The sequence below is a fragment of the Solibacillus sp. FSL W7-1436 genome (assembly GCF_038007305.1).
Lineage (GTDB): Bacteria > Bacillota > Bacilli > Bacillales_A > Planococcaceae > Solibacillus.
The window spans coordinates 561,027-580,313 of the sequence record NZ_JBBOWV010000001.1; the positions used below are offsets into that span (position 1 = coordinate 561,027).

19 protein-coding genes are annotated in these 19,287 nt (G+C 37.4%); 9 read left to right on the forward strand and 10 right to left on the reverse strand.

The genetic code is table 11. The features are described 5' to 3' along the window. Positions 1-245 precede the first annotated feature (245 nt). Positions 246-1,568: a GntP family permease gene (locus tag MKX73_RS02825; protein WP_340716200.1), complete on the reverse strand. Its 1,323-nt coding sequence runs from the start codon at positions 1,566-1,568 to the stop codon at positions 246-248. A gap of 233 nt (positions 1,569-1,801) precedes the next feature. Next, positions 1,802-2,716: a LysR family transcriptional regulator gene (locus tag MKX73_RS02830; protein ID WP_340716201.1), complete on the reverse strand. Its 915-nt coding sequence runs from the start codon at positions 2,714-2,716 to the stop codon at positions 1,802-1,804. A gap of 231 nt (positions 2,717-2,947) precedes the next feature. On the opposite strand from MKX73_RS02830, the gene MKX73_RS02835 reads away from it, so the two are divergent. Together MKX73_RS02835 and MKX73_RS02840 are read left to right on the forward strand one after the other, a co-directional pair. Beyond that, on the forward strand, positions 2,948-4,255 hold the full coding sequence (locus MKX73_RS02835; RefSeq protein WP_340716202.1) for a GntP family permease: 1,308 nt from the start codon (positions 2,948-2,950) through the stop codon (positions 4,253-4,255). A gap of 74 nt (positions 4,256-4,329) precedes the next feature. Then, entirely contained in the window at positions 4,330-5,088 is a 759-nt protein-coding gene (locus MKX73_RS02840) for a 3-hydroxybutyrate dehydrogenase (protein WP_340716203.1), read from the forward strand. 180 nt (positions 5,089-5,268) lie between these two features. Here MKX73_RS02840 and MKX73_RS02845 read toward each other — a convergent pair whose 3' ends face one another. After that, the gene (locus MKX73_RS02845; RefSeq protein WP_340716204.1) at positions 5,269-6,843 is read right to left on the reverse strand and encodes a histidine kinase N-terminal 7TM domain-containing diguanylate cyclase; all 1,575 of its coding nucleotides are present in this window, start codon (positions 6,841-6,843) and stop codon (positions 5,269-5,271) included. Between the two features lie 256 nt (positions 6,844-7,099). On the opposite strand from MKX73_RS02845, the gene MKX73_RS02850 reads away from it, so the two are divergent. The 4 genes from MKX73_RS02850 (at position 7,100) to MKX73_RS02865 (ending at position 11,053) form a co-directional block, all read left to right on the forward strand. Then, on the forward strand, positions 7,100-7,939 hold the full coding sequence (locus MKX73_RS02850; RefSeq protein WP_340716205.1) for an alpha/beta fold hydrolase: 840 nt from the start codon (positions 7,100-7,102) through the stop codon (positions 7,937-7,939). Then, positions 7,940-9,127 carry a SpoIIE family protein phosphatase gene (locus MKX73_RS02855; protein WP_340716206.1) on the forward strand — a complete coding sequence of 396 codons (1,188 nt, stop codon included), beginning with the start codon at positions 7,940-7,942 and terminating at the stop codon, positions 9,125-9,127. It abuts the gene before it with no gap. A 108-nt stretch (positions 9,128-9,235) separates the two neighbouring features. After that, the gene (locus tag MKX73_RS02860) at positions 9,236-9,589 is read left to right on the forward strand and encodes a hypothetical protein (protein ID WP_340716207.1); all 354 of its coding nucleotides are present in this window, start codon (positions 9,236-9,238) and stop codon (positions 9,587-9,589) included. Between the two features lie 133 nt (positions 9,590-9,722). Next, positions 9,723-11,053 (forward strand): IS3 family transposase gene (locus MKX73_RS02865; protein ID WP_340716208.1). Its coding sequence is split into 2 segments (ribosomal slippage): positions 9,723-10,107 and positions 10,107-11,053, totalling 1,332 coding nucleotides; the frame shifts between segments, so codons are not numbered across the junction. A 60-nt stretch (positions 11,054-11,113) separates the two neighbouring features. Here MKX73_RS02865 and MKX73_RS02870 read toward each other — a convergent pair. Together MKX73_RS02870 and MKX73_RS02875 are read right to left on the reverse strand one after the other, a co-directional pair. Continuing rightward, positions 11,114-12,577, reverse strand: coding sequence for a phospholipase D family protein (locus MKX73_RS02870; protein ID WP_340716209.1), 1,464 nt, complete (start codon positions 12,575-12,577; stop codon positions 11,114-11,116). Between the two features lie 211 nt (positions 12,578-12,788). Beyond that, complete coding sequence (locus MKX73_RS02875) at positions 12,789-12,911, reverse strand: hypothetical protein (RefSeq protein WP_340716210.1); 123 nt, start codon at positions 12,909-12,911, stop codon at positions 12,789-12,791. Positions 12,912-13,145: 234 nt separating this feature from the next. On the opposite strand from MKX73_RS02875, the gene MKX73_RS02880 reads away from it, so the two are divergent. From MKX73_RS02880 to arsC, 3 genes are read left to right on the forward strand one after another with little or no spacing between them, the layout of a single operon-like run. After that, the gene (locus MKX73_RS02880; RefSeq protein WP_340716211.1) at positions 13,146-13,445 is read left to right on the forward strand and encodes an ArsR/SmtB family transcription factor; all 300 of its coding nucleotides are present in this window, start codon (positions 13,146-13,148) and stop codon (positions 13,443-13,445) included. Beyond that, entirely contained in the window at positions 13,436-14,725 is a 1,290-nt protein-coding gene (locus MKX73_RS02885; protein ID WP_340716212.1) for an arsenic transporter, read from the forward strand. The genes MKX73_RS02880 and MKX73_RS02885 overlap by 10 nt, the downstream gene beginning before the upstream one ends. A gap of 20 nt (positions 14,726-14,745) precedes the next feature. Further along, a complete protein-coding gene (gene arsC, locus MKX73_RS02890; protein WP_340716213.1) occupies positions 14,746-15,162 on the forward strand; it encodes an arsenate reductase (thioredoxin) in 417 nt (138 codons plus the stop codon). Positions 15,163-15,537: 375 nt separating this feature from the next. Here the strand turns inward: arsC and ltrA are convergent, their stop codons facing one another. From ltrA to MKX73_RS02915, 5 genes are all read right to left on the reverse strand, one after another. After that, complete coding sequence (ltrA, locus tag MKX73_RS02895) at positions 15,538-16,800, reverse strand: group II intron reverse transcriptase/maturase (protein ID WP_340718832.1); 1,263 nt, start codon at positions 16,798-16,800, stop codon at positions 15,538-15,540. 606 nt (positions 16,801-17,406) lie between these two features. Continuing rightward, on the reverse strand, positions 17,407-17,655 hold the full coding sequence (locus MKX73_RS02900) for a hypothetical protein (protein WP_340716214.1): 249 nt from the start codon (positions 17,653-17,655) through the stop codon (positions 17,407-17,409). A gap of 151 nt (positions 17,656-17,806) precedes the next feature. Further along, positions 17,807-18,253: a hypothetical protein gene (locus tag MKX73_RS02905; protein ID WP_340716215.1), complete on the reverse strand. Its 447-nt coding sequence runs from the start codon at positions 18,251-18,253 to the stop codon at positions 17,807-17,809. Between the two features lie 250 nt (positions 18,254-18,503). Further along, entirely contained in the window at positions 18,504-18,683 is a 180-nt protein-coding gene (locus MKX73_RS02910; protein ID WP_339173196.1) for an aspartyl-phosphate phosphatase Spo0E family protein, read from the reverse strand. Between the two features lie 332 nt (positions 18,684-19,015). Then, complete coding sequence (locus tag MKX73_RS02915; RefSeq protein ID WP_340716216.1) at positions 19,016-19,243, reverse strand: hypothetical protein; 228 nt, start codon at positions 19,241-19,243, stop codon at positions 19,016-19,018. Positions 19,244-19,287: the final 44 nt, after the last annotated feature.

The window sequence follows — 19,287 nt, forward strand, 5'->3', positions numbered from 1 at the left end:
AACAAACCTCCTGTAATCTGTATAGCCATTATTTTACTATGCTAACATATTCCCCTAAGTCTAGGTAGCAGTTGTTCATACTAAAAGGGGAAAGGCAATCGCTGTCTCCCCTTATAAAATGCCATCCTCTTATCTGCAGTCGTTCTATAATCAAAAAAACAGATCTGGAAAACACTCATTTCCAGATCCGTTTTTATTGAGGCTAATTGAATAGCGCCTTTAGATAAAATTCGTAAATATAAAATTTAATAGATTAAAATAGCTGCAATAATTACCGCTATCAGAGCAAATATGTTTGCAAATGTCATACTAATGAACTGGTACTTGAAACTGTTTTTGTGCGTTAATCCTGTAAGTGCCAACAATGATAAAACAACACCAGTGTGCGGCATAATCGTTAATGCGGAAGATGCAATTGCCCCTACACGGTGCATTGCTTCAGGGCTCACACCCATCGCTAAATAAGTTTTCGCAAACACTTCCATTACAATACCTAATGCTCCTGATGATGATCCTGTAATTCCTGATAGTGCACCGGCCGCAACCGATAAGCTAACAAGCGGGTCACCAGGAATACCTAATATTAAATCAGAAATAAATTTAAAGCCCGGTGCTGTTGTTACAACAATCCCAAACGCTACTGCTGATGAAGTAAGGAAAATTGGATTAATTGAACTTTGCCCCCCCTCATTCAAGACTACCTTTTGAGAAGGAATATACTTGTGGTAGCAAATAGCACATGCAATTACCGCTAATCCTAAACCGATTAAAATTGTATTTGGAATTTCCAATGCACTTCCTGTTAAATTCACTACCATAAGTAGCAAAATCGGGAGAATACTCATAATAAATGAAGGAGTCTTCTCTTTTAACTCACTTGTAGATTGATCATCTGCGTTAAATTGGGCATATGTTTCCCCATTCGCAAGACTCTTATTTAATGTATATCTCATATACCATAATCCGAATGTTACAGCTACTACAGAACCGATAATCCCTAAAAGAGGTGCCGCCGTCAAAGTTGTCCCCAAATATGGGATTGGTACAACATTTTGAATAGAAGGTGTTCCCGGTAACATGGTCATTGTGAATGTACCAATTCCTATGTAAACAGGGATGACAATTAAATTCCAAGCAATATTTAATTCTTTAAATAAGGGTCTTGCTAGTGGAATAATAACGAATAACACTACAAATAAACTTATACCACCGAATGTAAGAATTGAACTTATTAAGAAAATTGCTACTAACACAGAAAACGGCTTTTCTGTTCCAGTATATGATAATACTTTTTGGGCAATAGATTGAGCAGCCCCACTCTGTTCCATATACTTGGCCAAAATTGAACCAAGTAAAAACACTGCAAAAAAGTTCACAACAAATCCTGTCAAACCTGTCATATATGAATTCTCTTTGCCGATTAGAGAAGAGAAGAAGTCCATTTGGTTTGTTAAAATTACAATAATTGATGCTATCGGTGCGATATAAAGAATGTTATATCCTTTCATAGCTATCAATATGATAAAGATAATCGCTATTACTATACCTAAAGGTCCGATCATTTCCATAGTTTTTTACTCCTTTTAGCAGAAAACATTTTACTAAAAACGCTAAAATGTAATCGTTTTTATTAACTGATACTTTAGAGATTATGTCACAATTACGACACTTTCACTCATACTAATTCCATTATCCGCTCTATAACTAATTGGTTATCGTCCAATTTCAGAACATAAAAAAAGAACGATTTCCACATTGGGAATTCGTTCTTTTTTTGCTGGCTCTAACTATGAGTACTTCACTAAAATTGCATATATCTTTTCTTTGTAAACTTTACAAAAGCAGATGCTGCGGGAGATAAAACGGCGTCCTGTTTATAACTAATGACAACACTATTTCTATACACAGGATTGCCTAACGTATATAAGTTGGATTCTATCTCCAGTTGATCTCTTGTAATAATACATTCGGGAATAATTGTCATTCCCATCCCTTTATTTGCAAGACGAAATGCATTCTCAATATTATTCGTTTCTAAAGTTATTGTCGGGCTTATCGCATATTGTTCAAAAATATTATCCGTTAAACGACGTAATCCTAACCCTGGCTTTAATAAAATAAACTTTTGATGATTTAGTTTTGACGGAGGAAATGGTATATGTTTGATTTCTTTAATATTTTCTTCATAGAATTTATGCCCTTTCGGAATAACTAAATAAATATTCTCTTCATATAACTTCTCATAAACAAGCCCCGTATTTTTGATTGGCAACATATTAATACAAATATCAATTTTATTTTGTAAAGTTAGTGTTTCCATTTCATTGGCAGTACCTTCTTCTAACTGAATTTCAATGCCAGGATATTTGTCCATAAACTCTGGTAGAAAATCATAAAGCATATGTGAAGCTAATATCGGATTAATTCCAATAACTATTCTACCTTTTTTTAATTCCGTTAACGCCTCGAGATCGCGCATCATAAACTCATGCATTTCATGAATCTCTTGCATATATGAAATATAAAGCTCTCCTGCATACGTAAGAGTCAGCGGTGTTACTTGCCGATTTATAAGTTCTACTCCAAGTTTACTTTCTAAATTCTTCATAAAAGTACTTAAATAAGGCTGAGATACAAATAGAGCATTCGCTGCATGAGATATATTGCCGTATTCTCGGATCGCCTTTAAATACTCTAATGATAAATCTTCCTTCATAAATAGCACTCCCTAAACCTTTATGATTGATGAGTAATTATAGCATGATTTTTAAATGAAAAGTAATCGGGGCTGTTTTTAAATTGGCCCGTATTTCTCTATAACTATTTAGTTATAGTTAAGATAGCTTTAAAAGTATTTTAAAACCGGACAAATTTCGTACATAATTTAAGTTGTGTTCAAAATTATTTTCTTGACATACAGAAATCATTAAATTAGGAGGCATACAACATGGGTACCTTAGGTATTATTGTTGCAATCATATTCATCATCTTTTTAGCTATGAAAGGTTACAGCATTGTATTTATTGCACCAATAGCGTCGATTATCGTCATTGTTACAAACGGTATGGATTTCTTTCCGTCGCTTATTGGTTCCGAAGCTTCATTTATGACAGGGCTTACAGGATTTATCGTTAATTTCTTTGCTATTTTTTTATTAGGGTCAATTTTAGCCCAATATATTGAAAAGAGTGGAGCAGCCCAAGCAATTGCACAAAAAGTATTATCTATTACAGGAACAGATAAACCATTCCCTGTATTAATCGCAATTTTCTTAATCAGCTCTATTTTAACTTTTGGTGGCATTAGTTTATTCGTTGTATTATTCGTTGTTATTCCATTAGCAAAACCTTTATTTAAACAATTAAATATCGCATGGAACTTAATTGTGATTCCTGTTTTTCTAGGGATTGGTACATTTACCATGACCATGATGCCAGGTACACCTTCGATTCAAAACGTTGTACCTACAAATTATTTAGGAACAACTGTTACAGCGGCACCTTTAATGGGTATCGTCGCTACTATAATCGCAATCATTGCAGGTATTTTCTATATGCGTTATGCATTGAACAAAAGTTTAGCTAAAAATGAAAAATTCGAAGCAGAAGAAGATTCACAGGAACTGGCACTTAAAGAAAACATCCCTTCTTTCTTCTTAAGTATTTTACCAATCTTAATTTTAATCGTTATTATTTTTGTAGGTAGTGCAATGAAAGTACCAAATATCGTACTAATCGGTTTGGGTGCTGGCGTAATCGTGTCAGCAATTGTTTTCCATCGCTTTATGCCGTCACATAAACAAGCGGTCAGCTTAGGAGCAAATGGTGCGATTACTCCGATTTTCTTTACTGCCGCATCAGTCGGTTTTGGTGTTGTAATAACGTTGGCACCAGGTTTCGGAGCAATTTCGGATTTCATCTTAAATATTCCTGGAAATCCGTTAATTAGTTTAACAATTGCATCATCTGCATTAGGTGCAATTACCGGGTCAGCTTCTGGTGGTCTAGGGATTACAATGGAAGCGTTCGCAAATCCTTATTTAGAAATGGGTGTAAACCCAGATGCAATGCACCGTATGTCTGCAATCAGTTCGGCTGTATTTACTGGTTTACCACATGCCGGAGCAATTTTATCAACGTTTGCTTTAACAAAATTAACACATGAAAAAGCATTCAAATACTCGTTCATTACAATGACAGTACCAAACCTTTTAGCATTAATTGCTGCATTATTAATCGGGATTTTCTTATACTAACAAACCATTGGAGAAGGTGAGAGTACTTTCCAATACTATATAAATTACATTAATCACTTTCGGAGGTATATATAATGAAAACAACAAATCGTACAGTACTTGTTACAGGTGCCGCTCAAGGTATTGGATATGCAATCGCAGAAGAATTTATCAAAAACGGTGACTATGTAGCTATTTTCGACTTAAATGAAGAAGCTGCACATGCTGCTGCTGAAAAATTAGGAAACGCAAAAGGTTACAAAGTGAATGTTGCTGATGAAACTTCAGTTAAAACTGCTATTGACGCTGTAATTGCTGAGCGTGGATCTGTAGACGTAGTTGTCAACAACGCTGGTTTACAATTCATCAGCAAAACAGAAGATTTCCCCGTAGAAAAATGGGATCTATTAAACGATGTTATCTTAAAAGGTACATTCTTAATGACAAAACACTCTTTAAAATCAATGCAAGCTCAAAACTTCGGTCGTATCATTAACATCGTATCTGCTCACGGTCGTATTCCGGATGCTTACAAATCAGCATACTGTGCTGCTAAAGCAGGACAAACTGGTTTCTCTAAAGTAGTAGCATTGGAAAACGCTACAAACGGAATTACTGTTAACTGTATCGAGCCAGGTCCAGTACGTACAGAATTAATAGAAAAACAAATTCCAATTTTAGCTGAAAAAGATGGCACTACTGAAGAAGAAGCAGTAGCACACCACATCTTAGGTAAGCAATGGATCAAACGTTTACTTGAGCCATCTGAAATCGGCAAAACTGCTGTATTCTTAGCTTCTGAGGGGGCTGGGGCAATTACAGGTGAATCTATTCCTGTAACAGGCGGAATGTAATCTTTAACTAAGTACTAGCTTCACCTAATACCATTCAAAATAGCCGGTTCGTACAAGTTCACGTACGAATCGGCTTTTATTCATCGAACGAGAAACCCGTCCCTTCAACTTGCCAATCAATCACCGCACCCTTCAACATAAAAAACCAGCATGAATTTCTCCATGCCGGTTTCACTCAAATCAACTAATTACGCCTTCACTCGCCTCATACACTTTCACGCGGTTACGTCCTTCTTCTTTTGCCTCATATAAAGCGGTATCTGCTTTATGCAGTAGCTGATACAGTGTTTCCTCTGTCCAGTCCACTACTTCCGCGACACCAATGCTTAACGTAGCAGATAGATTTCCTGCTTCTGTCATGAGCGGTGCCTGCTCAACTGCAGTTCGAAGTTGGTTTGCTAATATTTCACCTTCTCCTTCATTGAACCCTTTCAGCGCAATGACGAATTCCTCTCCACCGTATCGCGCGAAGAAATGGCTTTCCAGCAATTTTGTTTGGCAAGCATTTACGACGTGCACGAGCAACTGGTCGCCAATATGATGCCCGTACGTATCATTCACCCGTTTAAAATGATCGATATCCATCAATAGGACCGTGAATGGCATACCTGTTTCCTTAGCTGCCACAAAATCCAGCTCACTTTGCTGTAAAAATGCGCGGCGATTATAAATTTTCGTCAGCTCATCATAATAAGCTTGCTGCTCCAGTTTTTCCTGCAGCCTTTTGATTTCCGTAATATCCGTAAAAACCAACAACAGACCTTTACTGTTTCTCGCTTGTTCCAATAAAGTAATACGAACTTGGTAAACCCGGTCAGCATATTCGGAACATAACCTTACTTCTTGAACGTCCGCAATATCGGGCGTCAATTTGAATGGCAGGGCCTCCCCCGTCTGTTCCTTCCAAAATTTCACGAAGTTTTTGCCGAACATCGACTTGTTCAAATTTGGCAGTATCACTTTCGAAGCTTGATTGAATTCGATGAGCCGGTAGGATGCATCCAATACGATGGCCCCGTCCGTAATACTATTGTAGATTGTATCTTTCGCAATCGGCATAATCCGAAACAGCCGCGATGTGCTGATCGCCCACAAGTATAATAATGAAGAAAGCCATAAAACCATTGGTACCGGATCCACTCCGGCAGGGGTTAACCCGTTCAAATAAAGAAAGGCCGTCACCATCGGAACAAGCTGGCCGAACATCAACGCAATCAATTGCGGACGGTAGATCTTCGCCGTTTCCTTCCAACGGGATATCAACAGCAAAAACGCAATAAACATGCTGGCAAATGTGTAGACACCGTGCACCATATACCAAATGCCAATCTCCTGGTAAACAAAAGGCGCCCCTAAATTCGGGTCCAGTTCAAATACTCGATAATGAAGATGGTGCCAGTTATTTGTCGCTACCATTATAATTGTAATAAACGGTATCAAAAGGATGAGCATACTTCTTCTAACCGTCAACTTAAAGCCTAAATAGCTCATGACATACAGTAAGCCCAATGTCGCTGATGTAGGCATCCCGATATAGAGAATGGTATTCCAGAAACTGATTTGTTCGAGCGTCGTCGATATTAAAATCATAGCCGATGCAAAACAGTAAATGCTGATGGTTGCTGTATAGAAAATAAAATAATTTGCGATATTCGTATATTTATGACGTTTGCTAAAAGCATAGAGACATAAGTACAAATTCAGTACTCCCGACGTACAAACAAGCGTTATATACATGGTCAATTGCGAACCCATTATTGGTTTACCCTCTCTTAATTAACACTTTTTTCTTATAATGTAGCACATTCCAAAAAATAAATGGATATTTTATTGCAATAATAATCCTTAATAGAATAAGTAACGAAAAGAATCTTATCATTTAAAGCATAAAAAGTATCATAAACCTATGATAATAAGGCTTTTCCCTTTACTTATCTTCTTATTTCATCCAAAATTACAAGTTAATAGAATGAAAATATTTTTTTCGTAATATTAGAAGGGAGTGTTGTTCATGATCCAAAAAACGATAAAGCGGAATAACGTACATATTCGTGGAAAAGGCAAAAAACCATTAATATTCGCTGCTGGATTCGGTTGTGACCAAACGGTATGGAATGATGTTTTCCCTGCTTTTGAAGAGGATTATCAAGTAATTTTATTTGATTATGTCGGCTTTGGAAATTCAGATATAACAGCTTTTGATTTTATGAAATATGGAGAACTGTCCGGTTACGTACAGGATCTGTTAGATATTTGTGAGGCGCTCGATTTAAAGGATGCTGTATTTGTCGGCCACTCGGTAAGCAGTATGATTGGTCTACTGGCTTCTATATCGAAACCGGAATATTTTTCACGATTGATCATGATTGCTCCATCACCAAGTTATGTAAATGATCCACCATACTTCGGTGGTTTTGAAAAGAAAGATTTACTCAATTTAATAGATCTAATGGAAAAAAACTATATAGGCTGGGCCAATGCTTTCTCGATTACTTTATTGAACAATACTGCAAAAGCAGGTGTCGCAAAAGATTTGGAGAATCGTTTCTGTTCAACAGATCCTTTATTTGCGAATACATTTGCAAAGGCTTGTTTCTTTACGGATAATCGCAAAGATCTTTCGAACGTTACTGTCCCGTCCCTTATTTTACAATGTTCTGAAGACGTCATTGCGCCAAGGGTAGTTGGCGAGTACTTGCATGAGAATATGCCAAACAGTACGATTGCCTATATGAAGGCAATCGGTCACTGTCCACATATGAGCGACCCGGAGGAAACAATTCAATTAATAAAAAATTATTTATTGGAGCAATCTGCGCCACTTATCGGTGAGGGCGTTGGGGAAGTTTAAATGAATGAACTCATAGAAAACGCTCCTTGCGGTTTTATCACTTTATCATCAGACGGAAAAATTCTTACTATCAACAAGACATTGCTGAATTTGCTGCACTATGAAACTTCTGAGCATCTTATAGGGCAGCATTTTAATGTGCTGTTATCTCCTTCATCTCAGATTTTTTGCCAGCTTTATTTAGTACCGCTGATTAAAGTGAAGCACGCTGTCGAGGAAATGTTCCTGACATTACTAACCGTGATGAAAGAAGAAATTCCTATCTTATTAAACGCATCTTTCCAGGATAATAATCAGATAATCGGCGTCATTTTCCCGGTCCGTAACCGGAGTGCATTGGAAGACGCACTCATCAACGCCAGAAAAATGACGGAAGATGCGTATTTAGAAAAAGAGCAGGCCCTTTTGAAATTGGAGATAAAGCAACAGGATTTGTTGCAGGCCAATCAAATCAATACAAAAATCATGCGAGAAACCGAACGTGATTTACAGATAGCCAAAAAAATTCAGGAAACCGCATTAACGAAAGATATCGTCAATGACAATATTCAGATCCTGTCCTATTATCATGCATCCAAATCTTTATCCGGAGATATTTTCGGATTTTATCAAATAACGCCGCAAAAATACGGTATTATTTTATTGGATGTTATGGGGCACGGTGTTTCTTCTGCTTTAATAACGATGTCTCTTCAATCAATGTTCCAGAAGTTGATATCCAGAGGTGTAGCACCCGATATGGTGTTAAAAGAGTTGGACCAATTTCTGCACAACTTATTTCAAAATAATGAAGACGCCTGGCATTACTGTACAGCGATCTACTTAAATATCGATCTTAGTGAACAGACGATTGAATATATTAATGCAGGTCACCCCCCTGCCATCGTGCAAGGGAAAAACGGGGCGCAGCATGAATTAAGTACAACGAATCCGCCATTAGGAACATTTGATAATATTCAATTTAAATCAAGAACTTTACACTATAAACCCGGGACAAGAATTCTTTTGTATACAGACGGCGTTTCGGAAGCATTTGAGCTGAACACATTAAATCATTTGCTGAACGACACCAGCTCAAGTCCATTGGCAAAAACAAAAGAGACGATTCAACATGCACTCGAAAACAAAGAAAATATATATAGTAAATATAATCACGATGACCAGTGTTTTATATTGGTCGAATTATAAAAACAGCGGGAGACAAGCTTCCCGCTGTTTTTTTATTTTCCTGCTAAGTATCGTTCCCTTTTCATTACAAAATGAGGGATAATAAAAATACTTATCCGAAATATGGAAGTGTTTCATATAAAGGAATTAATTTTTATCATCAGTTTCATTTTTTTAACCGCTTGTTCAAATGAAGCAAATTCCATTTACGGAGACATTACCTCTATTGGAGAAAATCATATCAATGTCGGGTGTTCCGATTTAGTCAGAAAATCCATTAACAGTAAAGATGACATAGGCCATTCCTGTGCTATAAAAATAACCGAAGAAACGATTATTAAAACTCAGGCTGGTGATATAGTAACATTTGATGAATTAACTATTAATGATATGGTTTCAGTATATTTTGAAGAGCCAATAGCAATTGCCGATTCTAAAAGGCCATCTTTTGAAGCTAAAGAAATAACAGTATTTGAAAACTGATGATTAGAATCTGAATGAAAAAAAGGAGACGGGCACATTTAAAATGTACCCTATAAGATAGACACTTGAAAAAAGGTCATCTTATAGGGTGCTTTTTGTTTATAATGAAAAAAAACGATTCGGAGCTATAATTATGACTAAAAAATTTTTAACCTCTCACCAACAAACAGAATTAAAAATGAACCCTTATGTAAAAGCAGTGAGCGATAAAGCGATTACGTACACAGATGAATTTAAACGATTATTTATTGCACAATCTGAAACAGGAAAACTGCCACGAGAAATTTTTGAGGAAGCAGGATTTGACGTTGAAGTAATCGGAATAACACGTGTTCATAAGGCAGCTACTCGCTGGAGAACGGCTTATAAAAAACATGGCGCCAGCGGTTTGGAAGATACGCGAAAACATAGTTCAGGACGTCCTCTTGAACGAGAATTAAGTATAGAAGAAAAATACACTCGACTTGAAGCAAAAATGCGTTTACTAGAAGCGGAAAATGAACTGCTAAAAAAGCTCGATCTACTCGAAAGGCAGATGTTGAAAAAGAAATAAAACTCGCACCAGAATTAAAATTCGAATTAATTCATGAAACCATTAAAAAATATAACTTAAAGCGAATGGTGAGCTATCTTTGCGAAGTGTTGGAGGTATCACGTTCAGGTTATTATAACTACTATAAAGAGCAATCAATTCAAAAAAGAACGATGAAACACCAAGCAGATGAAATCGTAAAAGAAGAAATTTTAAAAGCTTATCGATTTCGAAGACGTCATAAAGGAGCGCGTCAAATTAAAATGACACTTCAAAACCACTATGGCATCAATTATAACTTAAAGCGTATTCGCCGCATTATGAAAAAATTTGGCATCATCTGTCCAATTCGGAAGGCAAATCCTTATCGTCGTATGGCGAAAGCAACGAAAGAACACCGCACTTGCGCGAATGAATTACAACGAAATTTCAAACAAGGTGTCGCTGGGAAAGTGTTATTAACAGACATCACGTATTTGACGTATCGAAATGGCAAACGTGCTTATTTATCTACGGTTAAAGACGCAGAAACAAATGAAATTCTCGCTTATGAAGTGTCGTCTTCTTTACACTTGGACATCGCTCTGAACACATTGAAGAAATTAAGAAAACACACGCATTTAGCAGAAGATGCCTTTATCCATTCGGATCAAGGATTTCATTATACAAATCCACAATTCCAGGCTTTCGTAAAGAAAATGGGCTTAGGTCAATCGATGTCACGTCGAGGCAACTGTTGGGACAACGCGCCCCAGGAATCATTCTTTGGTCATTTTAAAGATGAGGCATACATCAAAGAGTGTGAAACATTAGAAGACGTAAAGCAAGAAATCAAAAGTTATATGACGTACTACAATCATTATCGGGGTCAGTGGAATTTAAAAAAGCTGCCGCCTGTAAAGTACAGACAGCAGCTTCAACAAGTTGCCTAACCTTTTTCAAAATGTCCTTTACAAAGGGTACACTTTAATTCAGCCATCTCCTTTTTTTCGTTAATAAGTCGTAACTTTGACCGCTTTTTGAGCGGCGTAAATCCAGCGCTGCCACCAGGACAGATTATCCTGATATTCTTCCACACCTACAGTGTAGAGTGCATCTTCATTTTCCCAAAGTCGCTTGAAATATTGTTCCATATCCAAGACGAGCGCACTATCATTCGGAGCGAGAATGCGGACGTTATTTTCCAGATTGTAATCATCCAATGTTCGCTCCGTATAGTTGGAAGAACCGCTTGAAATGATGGTTTGTTCCGGTGTTTGAATCCAGATGGCTTTTGTATGGTATTGACCGACTACGGTATTGTACCAGCGAATGTTGATTTGTTCATCTGTATCTTCAAGCAGCTCATTCACGACCGGTCGATTCGGCAGACCGGACTTTTCCTGGCCAAATGAGTTTTCATTTGGATCTAGAATCATATTCACCTGCACACCACGGTTTACGGCATCTGTTAGAGCATTGACTATTCCGCGCTGGGCAACAAAGAACATACCAACCCAAATTTCATCTCCCTCTTTTGTCGCCTCCAGATCTTCAAGCAAGGCATCCAAAATTTTCTTCTCGGTCAAATACTGTACAGCATACTGGCTGTCCTCTTGCTGAGGTATATCCGCCCTCGGCAATTCCGGGCCATCCGACATGAGCGACACCGCTTCTTCTGTCTCCAGAATATCGTTTATGACAGGTCCCGTTACTTTCAACGCAAGATTTCCGTGGAAGCCACTTGCATCATGCGGGTTTGATGATGTGATGATCGCTTCCTTTTCCGAAATGGCCGCTTTACGGTGGTTGGCCTTCACATTGAGCAGTTCCAAATAGGAGGATGCGGTCATTTTTGGTGCTTTGCTCGACATGGCATTGGCAATCCATCCTTCCCCTTCACGGGCAAACCATTGGAAAAATAACCGGTATAAGCCCGAATAAATCGGCGTGGAATCCCTTAGCGGCTCTAAATCGGTGTAGACAATTTCCACCCCGGCTTCGCGCATCTTCTTGAACCACGGCGTTTCATAGGAACCATAGCCCTTATTTAACGGATCGGTAATGAAAATAACCGGCATATCCGGATTGTTTTTCTTTTTCTCGGCTAGCCTGTCAGAAAGGCTGTCCGCGATTGGCGGGAAATCTTCCTCTTCATCGAAATACCCATCCATCAAAAAGAAATCCACCACGACAAACTGCTCGGCTTCATCAATCAATGTATAAACTTCATCAAATATATGATTCTCATGTTTCCGGTTCGTTCCATCCTGGTCTTGCGCATAAGTTAAATCCGTAATCATTTCAATATCGTCTGTTCGATGCAGCTCTCCTTCATAGGAAATACCTTTCGGCAACGGTTTATACGTATGCCATAGCATGACCCCTATATATAGCAAAATCAAAAGAAGTATAAGAACGCTTATCACTTTTCTTCTGCGGCTCCAGCTGTTCCATTTCTTCTGAACTTTTTCCATTGTAATTCCCCCAATACTCTTGTACTTCAAGTTCCCGCGAACAGGCAAAGCTAAACAGCGCTTGCTTGCATAAGGGGGTGGGAATTTGCGGTATGAATTTAAATTTGGAATAGGAGAAACACTCATCCGATTTAGAATTCATTCCCATCAAAAAAGACAAACGTTGCTGTAGCAGCGTTTGTCTTTTAGAGTACAACTGTTGAGACATCGTTCACGATTTGCCCTCTAAATCTTCAATTCTTTTTTCAAGTTCTTTTACTTTATTGCTATTCGTCAAAGCTGTAGTAAAAGCAATAATCCCAAAAATAAATCCCATAGTTCCGAAAACTTCCACCTAATCCCTCCTATTTTATAATGTGAAGATATACCTCTAAATTTATATTATTCCGCAACACTTCTGCCAAATTTGTTCAATAATGCAACTTAAACTTATTGTACTATAAAATGGATATCATTCATCATAAAGGCGATGAACGATTTTATTTTAATTACATAAGCATTTACTTATATTTAAAGGGATGATACATTAAATAAGTAAATGCTTATATAACGGATTGGAGAGGTCGCTTTGGATTTATTAGAAACACAATTAAAGGCATTAGCAGATAAAAATCGCCTTACGCTCTTGGCTTGTATGAAAAAAGGTGAAGTATGCGTTTGTGATTTTGTTGAAGTACTTGGCATTTCACAGCCTGCTGTGAGTCAACAGTTAAAAAAGTTAAAAGATGCGGGCATCATTTTAGAAAGAAAAAAAGGTACGTGGAAATATTACCGAATTGCAGAACAGCTTTCCCCTATTGTAGAAGCTGTAATTAGCGAATTACAAGCTGATGATGGGTGTAATTGTGGAGGAAATTCATGTTCTTAATAGCAAGCATTCTCTTTATCACAACATTAATTTTCGTAATTTGGCAACCAAAGGGACTGAATATTGGATGGTCTGCCATGGCTGGCGCTGTCATCGCCTTACTTGTGGGGATTGTGGATTTCTCTGATGTTGGAACTGTCATCAACATTACCTGGAATGCAACCCTCTCATTTATTGCCATTATTTTAATCTCACTAATTTTAGATGAAATTGGTTTATTTGAATGGGCTGCCTTGCATATGGCGCGTGCTGCAAAAGGTAGCGGTATCAAAATGTTTGTATACGTTAGTTTACTCGGTGCTATTGTCGCTGCATTGTTTGCCAACGATGGAGCTGCTCTGATTTTGACTCCGATCGTCTTAGCGATGGTTCGTAACTTACAATTCAGTGAGAAAATGATTTTCCCATTCATTATGGCAAGTGGTTTTATTGCTGACACAACGAGCTTACCATTTGTCGTTAGTAATTTAGTAAATATTGTCTCTGCGGACTTCTTTAACATAGGCTTTGTCGAATATGCATCACGTATGTTTATTCCTAACTTATTCTCACTTGTGGCAACCATAGTTGTGCTACTCCTGTATTTTAACAAGTCGATTCCACGCGCATATGACGAAGCAATGCTAAAAGAACCATGTCTTGCCATCAATGACATGAAACTATTTAAGTTATCTTGGTTCATACTAGGAATATTAGTGATTGGTTATTTTTCAAGCGAATGGATTGGCGTACCCGTTTCACTCGTTGCCGGGGTAATTGCAATCTTCTTCTTAGTAATGGCACGTCAAAGTAAAGCTGTTGATACAAAAGCTGTTGTGAAAGGTGCGCCTTGGAATATTGTTTTCTTCTCAATTGGTATGTATGTTGTCGTTTACGGCTTAGGGAACGCAGGTTTGACATCTGTACTTGCTCAACTTATTGAATGGACAGCAGACCAAGGTTTATTTGCCGCTACAGTTGGTATGGGCTTTATTGCAGCATTTCTATCATCTGTTATGAATAATATGCCGACTGTGATGGTCAATGCTTTAGCAATTGCTGAAACGACTACCAATGGCACATTACGAGAAGCACTTATTTATGCAAATGTTATTGGTTCGGACCTTGGACCAAAAATTACGCCAATCGGATCTCTTGCGACTCTTGTGTGGCTTTATGTACTTTCAGGGAAAGGCATTAAAATTTCCTGGGGTACCTATTTCAGGACAGGGATTATATTAACGATACCCATTTTACTGTTTACTTTATTCGGTCTTTATATCACACTAGCTATTTTTTAATGAATGGAGCTTAATTTAATATGAAAAAAAACACGTTATATTTCTTATGTACCGGCAACTCATGCCGTTCACAAATGGCTGAAGGGTTTGCCAAAAAGTATTTACCAGATTGGAACATCAAAAGTGCTGGGATTGAAGCACATGGATTAAATCCGAACGCTGTCAGAGCAATGGCTGAAAAAGATGTTGATATTTCAAAGCAAACTTCGGATATCATTGACCAAGACATTTTAAGTAACGCAACACTAGTTGTGACTCTGTGCGGTGATGCAGCCGACAAATGCCCAGTTACACCACCGCATGTAAAACGTGAACATTGGGGATTCGATGATCCAGCAAAAGCGAGTGGAACTGAAGAAGAAAAATGGCTTGTATTTCAAACAGTGCGCGATGCGATTGAAACAAAAATTCAATTGTTTGCTAGTGACCAAAACTGATGCGTATACACAAATCGGGCGATAAATCAGTCGAATTTTTCACAGCTTATATGCAACTCGTTTTACAAGCTAACATCACTTCTGTGGAACATCTTGAAAAATACATGGTCCAACACTTTTTTCAAAATGATATCTCCTCACTCGGTAGTATTACACTTGCTAATTTTAAACAAGCACTTCAAATCATTTATAAGAAATGAGGGGGAAATGGAATTCAAATAATGCAACCTCTAGCCGATTAATCCTCATTGATCAGCAATTGCAGTATTACCCGTTTGCATTTCCGTATAAACACGTACCAATCGAGTAGGAGGGAGTGATTAACTCCCGACCTCTCACACCACCGTACGTACGGATCCGTATACGGCGGTTCAATTAAGATGAATAACGCAAAGTTTCATAACGAACTTGCAGACTTTTCAGCCCTTGGCTTTCCCAATAGGAATTGCCGAGGGTTCTGTGTAATATGGGGCTTTTAGAAATGCGCCAGTACCCTTTTCGGGTGTTTCCCCATTCGTATGCTTTCCCATAAGGTACTTTTAAACGAATAAGATTTCTGACTCTTGTTCGGGGGTTCTTCCAATTCTTCCATAGACACATACGTAATCTTCGTTTAATCCATCCATCTAATGCTTTAAATATTGAAGGAGTATCCGCTAAAGCGAAATATCCACACCACCCTATCAGATATTGGTTCAACTTTTCAATTCGGTATTCTATGGAATAAGGCATCTTTCTTGAGGTAATTTCTCGTATTTTCTTCTTCATTCGTACGAGACTTAATTTCGCAATGCGAACTTTCGGTTCTTTATGATTCGTAAAACTAAAACCTAGGAATTTACGATTCCATGGACGGTCTACTGCTGATTTCTTTTCATTTACTTTTAAACGAAGTTTACCCTCGATGAATCGCTGTACACTTGCCATCACCCGTAATCCAGCACGTTCGGTTTTCACATAAATATTGCAATCATCTGCGTAGCGAACGAATTTATGTCCTCGTTTCTCTAGCTCTTTATCGAGTTCATCTAAGACGATATTAGAAAGTAGCGGACTTAAAGGACCACCTTGAGGGGTCCCTTCTTCTGTACTTGAAATTACTCCATTAATCATGACACCCGCTTGGAGATATTTACGAATAAGTTTTAATAACGGTTTATCTGAAATTCGTTTTGCTAATGTTCCCATTAGGCGGTCATGATTAACCTTATCAAAGAATTTCTCTAAATCCATATCAATTACCCATCGGTATCCCTCTTTTAAATAGCCTTTTGCCTTCCTCACCGCATCATGAGCACTCCGATTTGGACGGAATCCATAGCTGTGGTCCGAAAATGTTGGGTCATATTCTTTTGATAAAATCTGCGAGATGGCTTGCTGAATCAAACGGTCCGTCACGGTTGGTATTCCTAATAGACGCACACCGCCGTCTGGTTTCGGGATTTCGACACGACGGACTGGTTGCGGTTCGTAGGTACCATTCAAAATCTGCGATTTTATGGTTTCCCAATTTTCGAGGATGTGCTGTCGTAAGGTTTGTACGGGCATCATGTCTACTCCATGGCTTCCTTTATTCGCTTCTACTCGCTTTAATGCTTGTATCATGTTTTGCCGTTCCAAAATTTGATTCAACATCACCATTTTGTTCCTTTCCGTGAATAGCTGTTCTTCTCTTGCCCAACTGGACTACACCCTCCGCAAATACCCTCGTGGGATTCACCACTACTTTCTAAGCGTGAGGTTTCTCCTGTTTTCTGTGTTCATCCGTCCAGGTTGGAAAGCCAAGGGCTATTCTCTCTTAATTGTTCAGTCCTTCCAAGTAATTCTAGACTTACTTGTACTATGACCTCTGCTGACTTCTGACAGTTCAGCTACTTGTCACCAAGTAGGTTATGAAGGGTACTTCACATTCCTGTCAGACCTCCCCGGGTAAGCGTACGCACTTTCACACCATCTATCCGCCTCATTTACTAAATATGACCTTCGACAGAAGGGACTTTGTTTTGTTATGCAAACTCATCCAATCACACCTAGCCTTCTATGAGATTCGTGTTCCTCGGACCGGTGTTTTGCCTCCAGCTTCCTTCAGATTCCGCGTCACCACGGACACCCTTGCTCTTGGCTAACCTCTACTTCTGTCTTCGGGGTTCGGGACTTGCACCCTATAGTTCGTACGCATGCCGGGCGCACATAAAAACCGGTAAACGCTGCTACAACAACGTTACCGGTTTTATTAAGGGAGATTTAAATATTTAAATAGCTAAAAATAAGCGGTAACGAAAGTAAAATTGCTGAAAGAGTTATAAGGGTTAATGAAATACCTTTTGATAACTTTTCTTTATCTTTTCGCTCATCCCATCCGTTAAATTGATATTTGTTTCGATATAATACATACATAAAAATAAAAATTGCAATTAAACTAATCCAACTATATTTTTCAGCACCTGTATCTATATTTATATAGATATTTTTAAAAATAGCCCCTACGATCACAATCGGAACTACAAAAAATGAAGAAAATCCTAAAAAGTTTTAATAAGAATCCCATTTAGCTCACCTGCTTTTCAGATAACATTACCATAAAACTACCAAAATTTCTTTCACCGTTATTAGGATACTTTATGTATGGTATATAGTTGAGTGACTAATTAGATACACCATCAAATTTGTAGCTATCCACAATTTTAGATAGTTCAAGTCTATCTAATTCCAACCAATTATTCGCTAATAACGTATTCTTGTTTACATTTATTTCTGCAACGGTTTTGTTTGATTCGAATGTGACAATGTAAATAGAAACATCCTTTACTTCATCTAAATGTTTCTCAGAATATTTCTTTACAGCTTCCAATATTGCTTTTACTTCAATAGTAAAATCATTTTCTACAGCTTCATTGCTCCATCTTTCGAAATTGGGTGGCATCTTAACCTCTATATATAAGTTTCCCTCTTTAAAATCATTCACTGAAAACTTATAAAATATTTCACTATTTTTTTCTAAGTAAACTTGCATTTTTTCTTCTTCATTATATACGCAAGCTGATAACAGTAATGCCGGTAATATTAAGAACAACATTATATACTTTTTCATAGCTCCCCCCCTGATGAAACCAGTTTACAATTAAAACGTTAAAATGTAAAAATAAGGATTCGGGATACTATTTATACTTGGAGCACATTATATAGCTTGGTTTGCAAAATTCATAGCAAAATCAATTTTTAAAATTAGACTAATAACAGCTATAAAATTTCGACCATCGCTAAAAAGACCCGAAAGTCGTAGTTTCCCACAGCATTCGCGTCTTTTGGTTACTTTATGTTATTAGGGATGCGAGCGATTGTTAAGCACTAACTTCATTGCTGAAAATGACAGTGTATTCATTTAGTAACTTATCTAATTTTTGGCTTAAACTAACAGTCGTTGGATGGTTTAAACCATTTTCCATACCAGACTTAATCATAGCATTTCTAAGTGTTTCAACATTTTTTCGGATATTTACTTTTTCAAAAATATTATTCATTGGGAATCTCTCCTCATTATTTATAATTTTTTATATTAACCAAATACAATAATTTACAAAGTGTTATATTATGTAAATACACAATGAAACGATCTATTAAACCTATCTAAACCAAAAATATGGAAAAAATTTTAATTTGTAGTTTAGAAGCACAATAAAAATACGTAAACATTCTCAAGTTAATGATTTACGCATTTTTATTGGAATTCTATTTATCCATTTTTTATGTATATCCTGAAACTTTGTGAATAGGCGCGATGGTAGATTTCTGAAAAGAATCTGAATATAAGAGGATTGATCGATGGATTATTAAAGCAATGACGCCTATCAGTTTAATTTTTTATATCCTTCTTAGACTTTAAATTTAGTACTAACTCGTATCCAAAGGCTACTAAAATTCCAGACCAAAAAATTATTCCTGAAGTCAGGGGCTCACTTTCCGATATTAAACCACAAATATAATTGATAAAAAGCAGCAACATATAAGTATAAAAGCCAAGCACTGCCCCACTTTTCCAATTACTTTGCTCATATTTAGACATCTTTTTGAAGAATTTCATGGTTCCCCTCCACTCTGTAGTCTTTAACTCTCATAATGGGCTTT